Annotated in this window: 14 protein-coding genes; 11 read left to right on the forward strand and 3 right to left on the reverse strand. The window is 35.1% G+C overall.

Annotated elements, in window-relative coordinates:
- Nucleotides 1-10: 10 nt before the first annotated feature.
- On the forward strand, nt 11-904 hold the full coding sequence (locus tag G6Q10_RS03895) for a deoxyribonuclease IV (protein ID WP_163653108.1): 894 nt from the start codon (nt 11-13) through the stop codon (nt 902-904).
- 21 nt (nt 905-925) lie between these two features.
- Nucleotides 926-1,852 (forward strand): manganese-dependent inorganic pyrophosphatase, encoded by a 927-nt coding sequence (locus tag G6Q10_RS03900; RefSeq protein ID WP_163653111.1) that lies wholly within the window; start codon nt 926-928, stop codon nt 1,850-1,852.
- A 21-nt stretch (nt 1,853-1,873) separates the two neighbouring features.
- Here the strand turns inward: G6Q10_RS03900 and G6Q10_RS03905 are convergent, their stop codons facing one another.
- The gene (locus G6Q10_RS03905) at nt 1,874-2,578 is read right to left on the reverse strand and encodes a tryptophan-rich sensory protein (protein WP_163653114.1); all 705 of its coding nucleotides are present in this window, start codon (nt 2,576-2,578) and stop codon (nt 1,874-1,876) included.
- 139 nt (nt 2,579-2,717) lie between these two features.
- Between G6Q10_RS03905 and G6Q10_RS03910 the strand changes: the two genes are divergently transcribed.
- Genes G6Q10_RS03910 through G6Q10_RS03920 form a run of 3 tightly spaced genes read left to right on the forward strand, consistent with a single transcriptional unit; the run spans nt 2,718 to nt 4,749 of the window.
- Nucleotides 2,718-3,491 (forward strand): metal ABC transporter ATP-binding protein, encoded by a 774-nt coding sequence (locus tag G6Q10_RS03910; protein ID WP_163653116.1) that lies wholly within the window; start codon nt 2,718-2,720, stop codon nt 3,489-3,491.
- Complete coding sequence (locus G6Q10_RS03915) at nt 3,466-4,314, forward strand: metal ABC transporter permease (RefSeq protein ID WP_163655715.1); 849 nt, start codon at nt 3,466-3,468, stop codon at nt 4,312-4,314. The genes G6Q10_RS03910 and G6Q10_RS03915 overlap by 26 nt, the downstream gene beginning before the upstream one ends.
- Before the next feature lie 9 nt (nt 4,315-4,323).
- Complete coding sequence (locus G6Q10_RS03920; RefSeq protein WP_163653119.1) at nt 4,324-4,749, forward strand: Fur family transcriptional regulator; 426 nt, start codon at nt 4,324-4,326, stop codon at nt 4,747-4,749.
- Between the two features lie 163 nt (nt 4,750-4,912).
- Here the strand turns inward: G6Q10_RS03920 and ispG are convergent, their stop codons facing one another.
- Both ispG and G6Q10_RS03930 read right to left on the reverse strand, forming a co-directional pair.
- Complete coding sequence (gene ispG, locus G6Q10_RS03925) at nt 4,913-6,016, reverse strand: flavodoxin-dependent (E)-4-hydroxy-3-methylbut-2-enyl-diphosphate synthase (RefSeq protein ID WP_163653122.1); 1,104 nt, start codon at nt 6,014-6,016, stop codon at nt 4,913-4,915.
- Nucleotides 6,017-6,121: 105 nt separating this feature from the next.
- Nucleotides 6,122-6,901: a DUF1189 domain-containing protein gene (locus tag G6Q10_RS03930; RefSeq protein ID WP_163653125.1), complete on the reverse strand. Its 780-nt coding sequence runs from the start codon at nt 6,899-6,901 to the stop codon at nt 6,122-6,124.
- A 259-nt stretch (nt 6,902-7,160) separates the two neighbouring features.
- Here G6Q10_RS03930 and G6Q10_RS03935 point away from each other — a divergent pair, with 259 nt between their 5' ends.
- The 6 genes from G6Q10_RS03935 (at nt 7,161) to G6Q10_RS03960 (ending at nt 15,326) form a co-directional block, all read left to right on the forward strand.
- Nucleotides 7,161-7,769, forward strand: a complete 609-nt coding sequence (locus tag G6Q10_RS03935) for a superoxide dismutase (protein ID WP_163653128.1) — start codon at nt 7,161-7,163, stop codon at nt 7,767-7,769.
- 385 nt (nt 7,770-8,154) lie between these two features.
- Complete coding sequence (gene cas9, locus G6Q10_RS03940) at nt 8,155-12,141, forward strand: type II CRISPR RNA-guided endonuclease Cas9 (protein ID WP_163653130.1); 3,987 nt, start codon at nt 8,155-8,157, stop codon at nt 12,139-12,141.
- Nucleotides 12,142-13,008 carry a type II CRISPR-associated endonuclease Cas1 gene (gene cas1, locus G6Q10_RS03945; protein ID WP_163653133.1) on the forward strand — a complete coding sequence of 289 codons (867 nt, stop codon included), beginning with the start codon at nt 12,142-12,144 and terminating at the stop codon, nt 13,006-13,008.
- 11 nt (nt 13,009-13,019) lie between these two features.
- Complete coding sequence (gene cas2, locus G6Q10_RS03950) at nt 13,020-13,346, forward strand: CRISPR-associated endonuclease Cas2 (RefSeq protein WP_255464960.1); 327 nt, start codon at nt 13,020-13,022, stop codon at nt 13,344-13,346.
- Nucleotides 13,336-13,998: a type II-A CRISPR-associated protein Csn2 gene (csn2, locus tag G6Q10_RS03955; RefSeq protein ID WP_163655717.1), complete on the forward strand. Its 663-nt coding sequence runs from the start codon at nt 13,336-13,338 to the stop codon at nt 13,996-13,998. Before cas2 ends, csn2 begins: the two co-directional genes overlap by 11 nt.
- 287 nt (nt 13,999-14,285) lie before the next feature.
- Entirely contained in the window at nt 14,286-15,326 is a 1,041-nt protein-coding gene (locus tag G6Q10_RS03960) for an aspartate-semialdehyde dehydrogenase (protein WP_163653137.1), read from the forward strand.
- The last annotated feature ends 6 nt before the right edge of the window (nt 15,327-15,332 follow it).

Here is a 15,332-nt window from a genome sequence, read left to right on the forward strand (position 1 = left end):
AGAATAAGCCATGCTAAGGATTGGTTCACATGTTTCAATGAGCGGAAAGAAAATGCTACTTGCTTCAAGTGAAGAAGCAGCAACGTATCATGCGAACACATTTATGATTTATACAGGAGCGCCACAAAATACGCGCAGAAAGCCTATCGATGAATTGAATATTGAAGCCGCCAAAGTGAACATGGAACAAAATAATCAAGCCGATATCGTTGTCCATGCCCCTTATATTATTAACATTGCAAATACAATAAAACCAGAAATCTTTGAGCTCGGCGTGAATTTCTTACGCTCAGAAATCGAGCGGACAGCAGCCCTTGGAGCAAAACAAATTGTCCTCCACCCTGGTTCCCATGTTGGAGAAGGCGCAAGTGCTGGCATTAAGCAAATTATTAAAGGATTAAATGAAGCCCTTGACCCTAGACATGATGTCCAAATTGCCCTTGAAACAATGGCTGGAAAAGGAACAGAAGTAGGACGCACATTTGAAGAAATCGCACAAATTATTGATGGTGTAACACATAATGAGTTGCTTTCGGTTACATTTGACACCTGTCACACCCATGATGCTGGCTATGATATTGTCCATGATTTTGATGGGGTATTAAATGAGTTTGATAAAATGATTGGTATCGAACGCTTGAAAGTTCTGCACATTAACGACAGCAAGAATGAATGTGGTGCACATAAAGATCGACATGCCAATATCGGCTTTGGCCATATCGGTTTTTCCGCATTAAACAATATCGTCCATCATAAGGATCTACCAAACATCCCAAGAATACTTGAAACACCATATGTTGGTACAGATAAGAAGAATAAAAAGCCTCCTTATCGCTTTGAAATCGAGATGCTTCGAAATGAAAAATTTGATCCCGATTTACTTGATAAAATCATGGCACAATAATAATTTAAAGGAGACATAAAGATGGAAAAATTACTTGTTTTTGGGCACAAAAATCCCGATACAGATGCAATTTGTTCAGCAATTGCTTTTAGTGAATTAAAGAAAGCAGAAGGAGCGGACATTGAAGCCGTTCGCTTAGGCGAATTAAATACAGAAACAGAATTTGCTTTAGCAAAATTTGGCGTAAAGGCTCCCCGTTTAATTCAAACAGTTGCAAATGAAGTAAAGCAAGTTTGTCTTGTTGATCATAATGAAAAGCAACAAAGCGTAGATGATATTGAGCAAGTAGCCATAATAAGCGTTGTTGATCATCATCGTATCGCCAATTTTGAAACAGCAGACCCACTTTATTATCGTGCTGAGCCAGTTGGTTGTACAACAACGATTTTACAAAAAATGTATCAAGAAAAAAAGATAACAATAAAAAAAGATGTAGCTGGTTTAATGTTATCTGCCATCATCTCTGATACGCTTTTATTTAAATCACCAACTTGTACAGAAGAAGATAAACAGGCTGCAGAACAGTTGGCTAAAATTGCCGAGGTTGATATGGAAACATATGGTATGGAAATGCTACGAAAAGGTGCTGATGTAAGCAAAAAATCAGTGGCTGAATTACTACTTGATGCTAAAGAATTTAACATGAATGGTAGTAAAGTTGAAATTGCTCAAATTAACGTTATTGATGAACAAGACGTTTTATCACGCAAAACAGAAATCGAAGCAGTTATCAAGCAGACGATTGCTGCTAAACATTTAGACTTATACTTATTTGTGATTACAAATATTCTTACAAATGATTCTGTCGGGCTTGCTATTGGAGATAAAGCTTCGGTCATAGAAGGAGCCTACCAAGTAACGTTAGCTGACAATCTAGCACCACTTAAAGGTGTTGTATCTCGTAAAAAACAAGTTGTCCCAGTTTTAACAGAGCATTTTTCTAAATAAGAATCTGAATCCCACGTTCTTTTAATGAGCATGGGATTTCTTTTTTAGTATTAAGATAAAAAGCAAGATAGCTAAAGCAAGCGCCACGTAACTAACCGCACTGCTTAAATGGAAATCATGAAAGAAGATTCCTAGATAAGCCCAAATGATAACAAGAGAAAAGATGCGATCTTTCAAGCGATAACATCCATATAAACCTACTATAAACCCGATCATCAAAAATAAAATACTCCACGTTGCTTCTTGAATTCCGAAAAAATTGGCTTGCCCAAACGTATGAAAAAAATAATTAATATTACTAATCATAGCTACAAAAATCCAACTTATGTAAAGCGAAATAGGCCACCTAAATTTCCCGTAACCACGTAAAGAACGATATAATAAACTTAAAACAAATAGCAAAAATCCCATTATAACAAGCGAAATGAAAATCCATTCAAAATGCCAGCAAATAAGCCAAAATAAATTTAATACATTGGTCGCAATAAAACAAGCAGCGATTTGTTCTGTTATTTCGATTCGTTTGACGACTAACATGATGAGCCAAATAAAAAGTGCTAGATAAATGATACTCCAAATAATAAATGTATAATTTGCCGGTGTAAAAAGCGCTTGATATTTGTGGCTTATTTCACCAGTTGTCAATCCATTTAGTGGCAAAGATTCGGCTAAAATATTTGTTGCGATCATTAATAAAAACGTGATATACATCCAAATTAATTTCATTAAAAAACCTCCTTTCATTTTTATTCCCAAAATAACGATAGCTCAATCTTTTTTTGTTAATAGGATTCATTACGATTTACATTTTTCTTTTTTTTCGCTATACTGGATAAAGTAATTTGTTTATGAAGGAGTTTTCCCGATGTCCAATGTATTAAATGTTCGGCATTTATCCTTTCATTACGATAAGGAAGAAGTTTTGCAAAATATAGAGCTAGAAATAAAGCGAGGAAGTTTTACAGGTCTTATTGGCCCTAATGGTTCTGGAAAATCCACATTATTAAAATTGATTTTGAATTTGTTAAAAATGCAAAGAGGAGAAATCATGCTCTTTCAACAAAAACAAAGTGAATTTCGCAATTGGGAAAAAATTGGTTTCGTTTCACAAAAAGCCAATTCATTTAATTCTGCCTTTCCAGCAACGGTTAAAGAAGTAGTCGCAAGTGGATTAACAAAGAAAAAAGGGCTATTTAAGATGCTTAACCAAAAAGACCAGCAGGCAATTAAAAAAGCACTACACACTGTTTCTATGGAAGCTTTTTTAAACCGAAATATTGGCGAATTATCAGGTGGACAGCAGCAACGAGTATTTATTGCACGTTCGCTTGTTAGTAATCCTGAGTTGCTAATTTTAGATGAACCAACTGTTGGTGTTGATACAAAAAATGTAAAAGCTTTTTATGAATTATTAAAGCATCTTAACCAAGTCCACGGAATGACACTGCTCCTTGTTACACATGACCTTTTAGCCGTAAATAAATATGTCGATCACGTTGTTAGTATCAATCAGCGTATTTTGTTTGATGGATCAGCACGGGATTACCAGCTGTACTTAGAAGAACGCGAAATAGAAGCACTTGATTCTAATGGAGAAAAGAAAGGGGAATGTTATGATTGCAACACTTTTTCACTATGATTTTATTCGCAATACATTTATTGTTGGCTTAGTCATTGGGATTGTTGCTCCTCTTCTTGGAAGTTTCATCGTAGTGCGCAGACTATCTCTTATGGCAGATGCGCTTAGTCATGTGAGTTTAGCAGGAATTGCAGTTAGTTTATTTTTAAGCAAAACGTATGCGCCACTTGCTGGATTTAATCCTTTGTATCTAGGTTTCGGCTTTGCTACAGGTGGGTCTTTACTGATGGAGAAATTGCGTAACGTTTATAAGCACTTCGAGGAGCTAGCTATCCCGATTATTATGTCAGCTGGGATGGGCTTTTCTGTTATCTTTATTTCACTTGCCAACGGTTTTAATACCGATTTATTTAGTTATTTGTTTGGAAGTGTAAGCGCGGTAAGTAAAGTAGATATGTATACGATTATCGTTGTTTCCATTCTTGTTTTTAGTGTGATTATTTCGCTTTACAAAGAATTATTTTTGCTTTCTTTTGATGAAGAATATGCACGTGTTTCGGGTATTAAAGCGAAGGTATTTGATGTTATTTTTATGGTGCTTGTTGCGCTTGTTATCGCTAGTTCGATGAGAATCGTTGGTATTTTGCTCGTATCGAGTTTAATGACACTTCCGGTTGCAGCAGCTATTCGAATTGCTAAAGGTTTTAAACAGGCCATTTTCTTAGCCATTTTGTTTGGCGAAATTGCAGTGATTAGCGGTCTTTTTAGCGCTTATTACCTTAACTTGGCACCGGGGGGAACGATTGTCCTTATTTCAGTATCCATTTTGATTGTAACAATGATTACACAAAAAATTCAAATCAAGCGTTCAATTTCTAAATGAGGTGAAAAAATGGTTTTTACAGCAAATGAAGCATTAGCTAAATTGAAAGATAAAGGTTATAAACATACAGATAAACGTGAATTTTTGATTGACCTTTTTGCTAGAAAAAATTGTTATTTAACAGCACGCGACGTATTGGATAATATGAAAGATGATTTTAAAGGCATAAGTTTCGATACCATTTATCGTAATTTATCATTATTTGTTGAATTAGGCATTTTTGAAGAAACAGATCTTTCGGGAGAGAAAAATTTCCGATTAGCTTGTTCGCACGATCATCACCATCATCATTTTATTTGCCTTTCTTGCGGCAGAACAAGAGAAATTATGATGTGTCCAATGGATTTTTTAACAGAAGCTTTACCTGGATATGAAATTGATGGACATAAGTTTGAAGTTTATGGAAAATGCCCCGATTGTCAGAAAGCAAAATAAATCGACGACAAGCGTTAAAAAAGTTTGCCAGATTTCCGTATGCTCACGGATTCTGGCAAACTTCTTTAATAAATGCTTTCGCTCGATTTGTTGTGTTCGGCATGTAGAACACACGAATCGCATGATGACAAAGACGCTTTATTTTACATACCTATGAAAATCGTTATTCAGCTTCTTCGGCACTTTTTTTAGCAAAATACTCTTTCGCTAGAATATCGATTTCTTTTTTTAGTTCCAAAACCATGGTTTCTTCAGGAACTTTACGAACAATTTTGCCACGGCGGAAAAGAAGGCCCTCCCCACGTGCGCCAGCAATTCCAATGTCTGCCTCACGAGCTTCACCAGGACCGTTAACTGCACAACCAAGGACAGCAACTTTAATTGGCGCTTTAATCGATGAAATATATTCTTCCACCTCATTTGCGATACTGATTAAATCAATTTCGATTCGTCCGCAAGTTGGGCAAGAAATAAGGGTTGCTGCATTTGACGCTAAGCCAAATGATTTTAATAATTCGCGAGCAACTTTGATTTCTTCGACAGGATCAGCACTTAAAGAAACACGTAATGTATTTCCAATGCCACGGCTTAAAATAGCTCCTAATCCTGCTGCGCTTTTAATTCCACCTGCGAATTGGGTGCCTGATTCTGTAATACCGAGGTGAAGGGGATAATCAAAAGCGCGACTTGCTTTATCATAAGCCTCAACGGCCAAATTCACATCAGAGGCCTTGAGTGAAACGATAATATCATGAAAATCTAGATCTTCTAAGATTTTAATATGGTCGAGTGCACTTTCAACCATACCATCAGCTGTTGGATAGCCGTATTTTTGAATGATTTTTTTCTCGAGGCTTCCGGCATTCACACCAATTCTAATGGGGATACCTTTAGCTTTTGCTGCTGTAACAACTTTTTCGACGCGTTCTTTACGACCAATATTGCCTGGATTGATTCTGATTTTATCAACACCAGCTTCAATCGCTTTCAGTGCTAAGCGGTAATCAAAATGAATATCTGCAACAAGTGGTATATTGATGCGCTTTTTTATATCGTTTAAAGCATTAGCTGCGCGTTCATCTGGACAGGCTACACGAACAATTTGGCAACCAGCTTCTTCTAAACGAAGAATTTCAGCGACCGTTGCCTCAACATCATGTGTTTTTGTTGTAGCCATACTTTGGATAAATAGTTCATTACTGCCACCAATTGTCAATGGACCAACTTTAACAGGGCGGGTATTTGTACGATGAGTTCTTTCTTTCAAGAGAACATTCGCTCCTTTTGATTGATTTCATTAGCTTATCATACCACTATTTTACAAAGAAAGCACTACGAGAACAATGAGAATTTGCTGAGAAAAAGTAATCTACTACTCAGCCAGTTTAGCAGGAATTGTTCTAAGCGTTAGAAAAATAATAATTAAGCTCACTATGATGTTAATTTCAGTTCCAAAGGGTACAGCAGTTTGGAGCCAGCTCATAATCATCTCAAACGTTGTTGCTAGCGTAATACTGTAAGCAGCAATCATCCAATTTTCGCGGTAAGAAATACCTGCTTTGCCAAATCCAGATAAAATAAAACCAAACAAAGCATAAATGGCAACACGTAAAAAAGTAACACCTAACATGAAAATGAAAACAAACACTAAAATAATGGGACTTAAATACTTTGATAATTTGTCAATCGCTTGATAATTGTTCAACAAATCAGCTTTGTTATGAATACCAGCAGCATCATAGCCAATACTTTGTGATATACCTGGCCCTGTAAAATAAATTTTATCAGCTAAAAAAGCAATAGCTCCATCATAGGAAGAAACTTTATTATCAATATCATCTGAATCAAGTGTACCAGTCGAATCAAAGTAAATATGTAGTTTGCCTTTATCAATGGCTATCGGTAGGGTTTTATTCTTCGTGACTAATTTTCCGTTTGTTGTACTGAATTCAGGTATTTCATTTTTAATCGTTTCTTGTCCGATTTTAAGTGCGTCCCTGACCGTCATTGTTGTGTAAAAAGCGAGTGGCAAGAAAGCAACAAACGATAAAATAACAAGATAGATGATACTTTTACTTGTTTTATCTTGACGAAATGTAGCAATATCAGCAGGGGAATAAAGACTTTTCCAAAAGCGCTTAAATAGATTCATTTTTTTATTTGCACCTCACAGTTTTGTTTGAAAATAAAAATACGGGGAAGATAAAGACGGATAGCTTGTTTGCTAACTATCTTCTACTCACTTATGATAGCGTGATTTTCCTGTAAAAGCAACATAAGCAGAAAAATTGCAACAAGTAGAGATGAATGGTAGTCTAAAAAGCGTAGAGAAACACGAAAAATGTTGAGGCATTTATCGCTCGTTTTTTGCGCATCAATTATTCACTTAAAAACTAAGGAGGAATTTTACGATGGCTTATGAATTACCAAAACTGGAGTATACTTTTGATGCTTTAGAACCTAACATTGACAAAGAAACAATGGAGATTCATTATACAAAGCATCATAATACCTACGTGACAAAATTAAACGATGCTTTAAAAGGACATGATGATTTAGCGGCTAAGCCAATTGATGAGCTTGTTGCTGATTTAAATAGTGTGCCAGAAGATATTCAAACAGCTGTACGCAATAACGGCGGTGGCCATGCAAATCATACATTGTTTTGGTCGATTTTAAGTCCAAGCGGTGGTGGCGAACCAACTGGTGCATTAAAAGAAGCGATTGATAGTACTTTTGGCAATTTCAAAGACTTTAAAGAAAAATTTGCAGCAGCGGCTGCAGGTCGTTTTGGTTCTGGCTGGGCTTGGTTAGTACTAAACAATGGTAAGCTTGAAATTATTAGCACGCCAAATCAAGATTCCCCGTTGACAGATGGCAAGTATCCCGTTATGGGCCTTGACGTTTGGGAGCATGCATATTACCTTAAATTTCAAAATCGTCGTCCAGAATATATTGATGCTTTCTGGAACGTTATTGATTGGTCAGAAGTTGGCAAGCGTTACGATAATGCAAAATAAAAAATGGCTAGATGGCTATGTGAGAACATAACTATCTAGCTATTTTTTTATACAATCGTCTTGTACTTTCTATTAAATATTCAGCATATTTTTAATTTTTATGGTATAATAAAAGCATAGAGCATTTCTTCAAAATAGAATAGTGAAATAATAAAGCGCTATCACAAAAAATACGATCGTTTATTTAGTCCATACTAAGAAAAGGAGGTAAATAAAAAAACGCCGAAAACAGCGTCACTTAATAAAAAGTTGATTACGGACTAAGCCTTATTTTAACTCGCTATGTTGTTTTGAATGCTACCAACAATTCTATTATAACAAACTTTGAGAAATATACAACAATTAAGATCAGGAATTGGAAAATAAATAAAGGAGATGGAGTAAGGTGAAAAAAGAGTATACGATAGGACTTGATATTGGTACGGCAAGTGTTGGCTGGGCAGTAGTGACACAGGATAATAATTTGATGCGTAGACGGATGAAGATTATGGGGGATGTTGATAAAGCTTCTGTAAAGAAAAACTTTTGGGGTGTGCGGCTTTTTGATGAAAGTGAAACAGCAGCGTCTACGCGTATCAAGCGAACAGCTAGACGCCGTTATAATCGACGTCGGCAGAGAATTTGCTATTTACAAGCTATTTTTGCTGAGGAGATGAACAAGTTAGATCAAAACTTCTTTTTTCGCTTAAATGAGAGTTTTTTGGTAACAGAAGACAAATTAAATGAACGCCATCCGCTTTTTGGAACGCTTGAAGAAGAAGTGGCTTACCATAAAAAATACCCAACCATTTATCATTTACGGAAAGAGTTAGTGGACAGCACGGAAAAAGCAGATTTGCGCTATATTTATCTTGCATTAGCTCATATGATTAAATATCGAGGGAATTTTTTAGTTGAGGGAAAATTAAGTACAGAAAATTCTTCTATAAAAGAAACATTTCGAGCTTTTTTAAAGGCTTATAACCAAGCCTTTCAAGAAGACAGCGCAATAAATAAAGTGGATGAAACAATAGATGTTAGCGCTGCTCTTACGGAAAAAGTTTCTCCTTTAAGAAAAGCTGAACTTGTATTAGCCTTATTTCCTGATGAAAAGAAAAATACCCTTTTCCATCAACTACTCAAAATGATTGTTGGTTTGCAAGGAAATTTTAAAAAAAGCTTTTCGCTGGCTGAGGATGCTGTGTTGCAGTTTTCTAAGGAAGACTATGAAACGTCGCTAGAAGCTTTCTTAGAGAATGTAAACGGTGAGTACATAGATGTATTTGAAAGCGCGAAACAAGCATATCATGCAGTGATCCTATCTGACATTTTGACAGCAAAAGATAAAGCAACAACAGCTAAATTCTCAGCAGGAATGGTGGAGCGTTATGATAATCATCAAAAAGATTTAGCCAAACTAAAATCCTTCATCTCTAAACATCTGCCCGAACAATATACAGCTTTTTTTAAGGATATATCAGTAAATGGTTATGCTGGTTACATAGGAAATAGTAAAAAAACAGGTCAGGATGATTTTTATAGCTATGTAAGAAAAGCAATTGAAAAAATACCTAACGCTGAGTATTTTATTGAAAAAATGGATAGAAAAGATTTTTTACGAAAACAACGAACCTTCGATAATGGGGTTATTCCACATCAGATCCATTTAGAAGAACTTGAAGCAGTGATTCACAAGCAATCTAAGTATTATCCTTTTTTAAAAGAACAGTTGACTAAAATTAAAGGAATCCTGACGTTTAGAATTCCCTATTATGTCGGGCCTTTAGCGAATGGAAATAGTGATTTTGCTTGGTTAGCTCGAAAATCAAATGAAAAAATTACGCCATGGAATCTAGAAGAGGTAGTAAATTTAGGAGAATCCGCAACGAAATTTATTAGCAAGATGACAAATTTTGATCAATATTTGCCCAATGAAAAGGTATTACCTAAACACAGTTTATTGTATCAGAAATATGCTGTTTATAATGAGCTCACGAAAGTAGAATATAAAGATGAAAGAGGAATAATTCACAATTTTTCAGGTGCTGAAAAGGAAAAAATTTTTACAGACCTGTTTAAACAAAAGCGAAAAGTGACTAAAAAAGCGTTAGAACAGTTTTTAAGAAATGAGTACAATATCGATCAGCCAACTGTTCTTGGCATTGAAAATTCTTTTAATGCAAGTTATGCGACGTATCATGATTTTATTAGTATGGGAGTAAATTCAGCATTACTAGAGGATTCTAAATATGAAGAAACGTTTGAGGAAATTGTAAAAATCATGACCGTTTTTGAAGATCGTCGTATGACACATGAACAGTTAAAGCCATTTGCAGAGAACTTTTCTAAAGAGGTTATGAAAAAAATGGAGCGGCGTCATTATACTGGCTGGGGGCGATTATCAGCAAAGCTTATCCATGGCATTTACGATAAACAAACAAAGAAAACGATTTTAGACTATTTAATGAACGATGATGGGCCTAAGAGAAACATCAATCGAAATTTAATGCAGTTAATAAATGATGACAACTTATCTTTCAAAGCAAAAATCCAAGAAATCCAGACGAATAGCAGTCCAGATGATCTGCGGAAATCCGTTAGAGATCTAGCAGGAAGTCCAGCGATTAAACGTGGAATCCTTCAAAGCTTACAAATAGTAGATGAGTTAGTAGAAATTATCGGTTACCCGCCGAAAAATATTGTCATTGAAATGGCACGTGAAAATCAAAAAACATCAAAAACAAGGTCACGTTTAAAATCATTAAGTGACATGTTGAAAGATTTTGGCAGTCATCTTTTAAGCGACCACCCGGTAAAAAATGAAGCATTGCAAAACGATCGTTTATATCTTTACTATCTACAAAATGGAAAAGACATGTATACTGGCGATCAGTTAGATCTTCATAAAGTGATGTTTGAACCTAATTATTATGATATTGATCATATTGTTCCACAAAAGTTCACTGTAGACAATTCGTTTGATAATCGCGTTTTAGTAAGCCAAGCAGCTAATCGAGAAAAAAGCGATGATGTTCCTAGCACGAAAATTATAAGAAAAATGAAACCGTTCTGGGAGTCTCTCCACAAGTCAAATTTAATCAGTAAACGAAAGCTCGAGAATTTAACGAAAGCAGAGCGTGGTGGTTTAACCGAGAAAGATAAAGCTGATTTTATTAAACGTCAACTCGTTGAAACGCGCCAAATAACAAAGCATGTTGCACGCATCTTGGATAGTCGGTATAACAAAGTCAAGGATGATTCTGGGGAAGTCATTCGGAAGGTTCATATTATTAATTTAAAAGCCGCTTTAATTAGCCAATTTCGAAAAGATTTTAGTGTTTATAAAGTACGTGAAATAAGTGATTACCATCATGCTCACGACGCTTACTTAGGTGGTGTTATTGCGAATACTTTGCTTGCTGTTTATCCAAAGCTTGCGCCAGAGTTTGTTTATGGGGAATATCCAAAATTTAGCACAGAAAAAGAAAATAAAGCGACTGCAAAAAAACAATTTTATACAAACATTATGCGATTTTTTACAGAAAAAGAAAGAATAGTTAGTGAGGATGGAGAAATTCTTTGGGATAAAGACCGAACGATTGCCATGATAAAAAAAGTGATCAGCTATCGTCAAATTAATATGACGAAAAAACTGACAAATCGTGCCTCAAATGAAGATGGAAAAGAATTATTCAAATCTACCATTGAAGGTCGAGGGGGAAAAGGGAAAAATCCGATTAAGACGCAGTTTAGACGAAATGATGGCAGCGTCCTACTTTTAAGTATCGATAAGTATGGTGGCTATATTGAAGAAAAAGAAGCGTTTATTACGATCGATAAAGGAAAAATAAAGTCTGTTAAAAGAACTGAAGTTAATCACTATGAAAAAAGATTTAAAATTTTACGAAACCAAGTGTTTTTACAAAAAGATGGTTTTTATCGAACGGTTTCTAGTTCAACTGAAAGCGGTAAATGGAGTCAGCTACATTTAGATGCGCAGCTAACTAAATATATTTACTTGCTAAAACGATACAACGATTTAAAGGTAGAAGAAAAAACCTACATCGATCAAAATCGTCATTTGTTTGAGAAATTACGTGCTAGTGTCTTTTCCTTTATTAGCAAAAATCACCTTGCTAAACTAATGGACATCCATATTCCAGAAGAAAGAAGTGTTTCACAAGAATTAGAAGTCATTTTAGCATTACTAAACATTGCAAGTCGAGGCACTACGGCTAAAAATAGCTATACACTTGAAGATAAGAAAACAAAAGCCATTAATGAACGAATTCGTTATACAACAAAAAAAGACACATTGATCGTTGGGGAAACCATCTTAATCTATCAATCCATTACAGGATTACGTGAAACCTATCGGAGGTTAGATGGATAAATGGGTTGGCGCACAGTTATTATTAATACACATTCAAAACTGTCCTATAAAAATAATTATTTGCTTTTCAAATCTGTTAGCCAACAGGAAATGATTCATTTGTCTGAAATCGATGTATTACTACTTGAGACAACTGATATAACGATTACGACGATGTTAATCAAGCGATTAGCAGATGAAAATATTCTCGTCTTATTTTGTGACGATAAGCGGCTTCCGATTGGAAAATTACTTCCTTTTTATGGTAGACATGACAGTAGTTTGCAACTAGCACGTCAAATGAAATGGACTGCTGAAAAACAAGCAGAAGTTTGGACGGAAATTATCTCGCAAAAAATTTCAAATCAAATCCAGCATTTGAAATATTTGGATCATTGCGAGAAGGCTGAGGCATTAGTAAACTTACATAATCGCTTGGAGCCATTTGATCCGACTAACCGAGAAGGACATGCAGCACGAATTTATTTTAATACGCTTTTTGGACTTGATTTTACACGTGAAGATGAAAATGATATCAATGCGGGATTGAATTATGGTTACACGCTTTTGCTTAGCATTTTTGCTAGAGAAATTGTTAGAGCAGGTTGCATGACACAATTTGGTTTGAAACATACCAATCAATTTAATGATTTTAATCTAGCAAGCGATTTAATGGAACCTTTTCGCCCCATTGTTGATCAAATTATTTATGATCATCGTCATGAACCTTTCCCGGTTATGAAAAGAGCATTATTTAAACTCTTTACAACAAATTATATGTATCATAAAAAGAACATGTTTTTAACGAATATTGCTAGTGATTACACAAAAAAAGTGGTCAAAGCATTGAATAATGAGGTGAAAGGAGTTCCTAAATTTAGGATATGAGTTACCGATATATGAGGATGATCTTAATGTTTGATATGCCCACCGAGACCGCAGTTGCAAGAAAGTCATACCGCAAATTTCGTAAATTCTTATTGAATGAAGGATTTATTATGCATCAATTTTCTGTATACAGTAAAATATTGTTAAATGATACGGCTAGTAAGGCAATGGTCGCACGCTTACATCAAAACAATCCTAAAAAAGGATTAATTACGCTCCTTACGATAACAGAAAAACAATTTTCTCGTATGCTTTATTTAAGTGGAGAACAGGAAAAATGCATTGGAAATTCAGATGCACGAATCGTTTTTTTAGGTGATAATTATGATGAAGCTTAATTTTGGCTTATTAGATGAGCCTCTTGAAATTATGTCATCTACCATTTTTGTTATTGAAGACGTTAGGGTGTTTGCTAACCTATCTAAGTGGTTCTTTCAATATGATGAAGAATGTGAGCTTAAATTATTTGATAAGAAACATCAGTCGTTAAAAAGTTCAGAGTTGATGTTAATTACGGATGTACTAGGTTATGATATCAATTCACCTGGGATATTGAAGTTAATTTATACAGACTTAGAAGCGCAATTAAATGAAAAGCCTGAAGTAAAATCAATGATCGATAAATTAACTTCGACAATCAGTGAATTAATAGAATATGAATTACTTGAGCATGAACTTGATCTAGAAGAAGATGAAATCACCATTTTAGAGTTGTTTAAAGCGTTAGGCATACGAATTGAGACACAGAGTGATACCATTTTTGAAAAACTTATTGAGGTTATTCAAGTGTATAAATATTTATCTAAGAAAAAACTGCTTATATTGGTTAATGTTTGTTCATACCTTACCAACGAAGAATTGGTAGAGTTGAACAAGTATATTTCACTATACAATGTAAATGTGCTATTCTTAGAACCAAGGAAAATCGATGGTTTTTCGCAATATATTTTAGATGAGGATTGTTTTTTACATCTGGAAAATATGGTATAATCAACAAACAAGCATTAAATAGTAAGGAAAACTGCATATAGGGAGCATTTAAACTGAAGTCTTGCTATGGACAAGTAGCGCGATTACGAAATTTTGAGGGCTAAAAAGTTCTACGGTTTTAGAGCTATGTAGTTTTGAATGCTTCCAAAACAATGATTCGCGACAGCCTCACTCCTCCAAAGTTTTAGAGCTATGTAGTTTTGAATAACCACTAAACAACAAATAAAGTAACACTTCAAAGAATATCAAGAAAAAACAAAACCCCACAAACAAGGAGGACCAGGAAAATGACAAAAAGCTATCACGTTGCAGTTGTTGGAGCGACTGGCGCAGTTGGGACGCAAATGATTGAATTGCTAGAAGAGGCTGATATCAAGATAAAGCAAATTTCACTCTTATCTTCAGCGCGTTCAGCTGGGAAAAAATTAACGTTTCATGGTAAGGAAATTGTTATTCAAGAAGCTACTCCTGAAAGTTTTGCTGGTGTTGATATTGCATTATTTAGTGCGGGAGGATCGGTTTCTAAAGTCCTTGCACCTGAAGCAAGTAAAAGAGGCGCAGTTGTGATCGATAATACAAGTGCGTTTCGCATGGATACAGATGTTCCGCTTGTTGTTCCTGAAGTGAATGAGCATGCTTTAAAAAAACATAAAGGCATTATTGCCAATCCTAATTGTTCGACAATCCAAATGGTTGCAGCACTCGAGCCAATTCGTCAGGCATTTGGGTTAAAAAGAATTATCGTCTCTACATATCAAGCAGTATCTGGTTCTGGTTTAAATGCGATCAATGAGTTAAAAGAACAGTCACAAGCTATCCTTGATCAAAAGTCCTTTACACCAGAGGTTATGCCTGTAAAAAGTGATCAAAAGCATTATCAAATTGCTTTTAATGCGCTCCCACAAATTGATGTTTTTACAGAAAACGGCTATACTTATGAAGAAATGAAAATGATCAATGAAACAAAAAAAATTATGGAAGATGATTCTATTCAAGTCGCTGCAACTTGTGTACGTGTTCCTGTAATAACAGGCCATGCCGAATCTGTCTATTTTGAAATTGATCAATCTCATGTTAAAGTTAAAGAAATTCAAGCTGTTTTAAAAAATGCGCCTGGTGTCATTTTACAAGATGATCCTAAAACACAACTTTATCCACAACAAGCTACTGCTGTTGGGAAAAAAGAAGTCTTTATTGGCCGTATCCGTGCTGATTTAGACTGTACAAATGGCTTTCATTCATGGATTGTATCCGATAATTTATTAAAAGGTGCCGCATGGAATTCCGTTCAAATTGCAGAAAGTCTAATCAAATTAAATATTATTTAAAGCTAT

The sequence above is a fragment of the Listeria sp. PSOL-1 genome, from assembly GCF_902806445.1.
Taxonomy (GTDB): Bacteria; Bacillota; Bacilli; order Lactobacillales; family Listeriaceae; genus Listeria.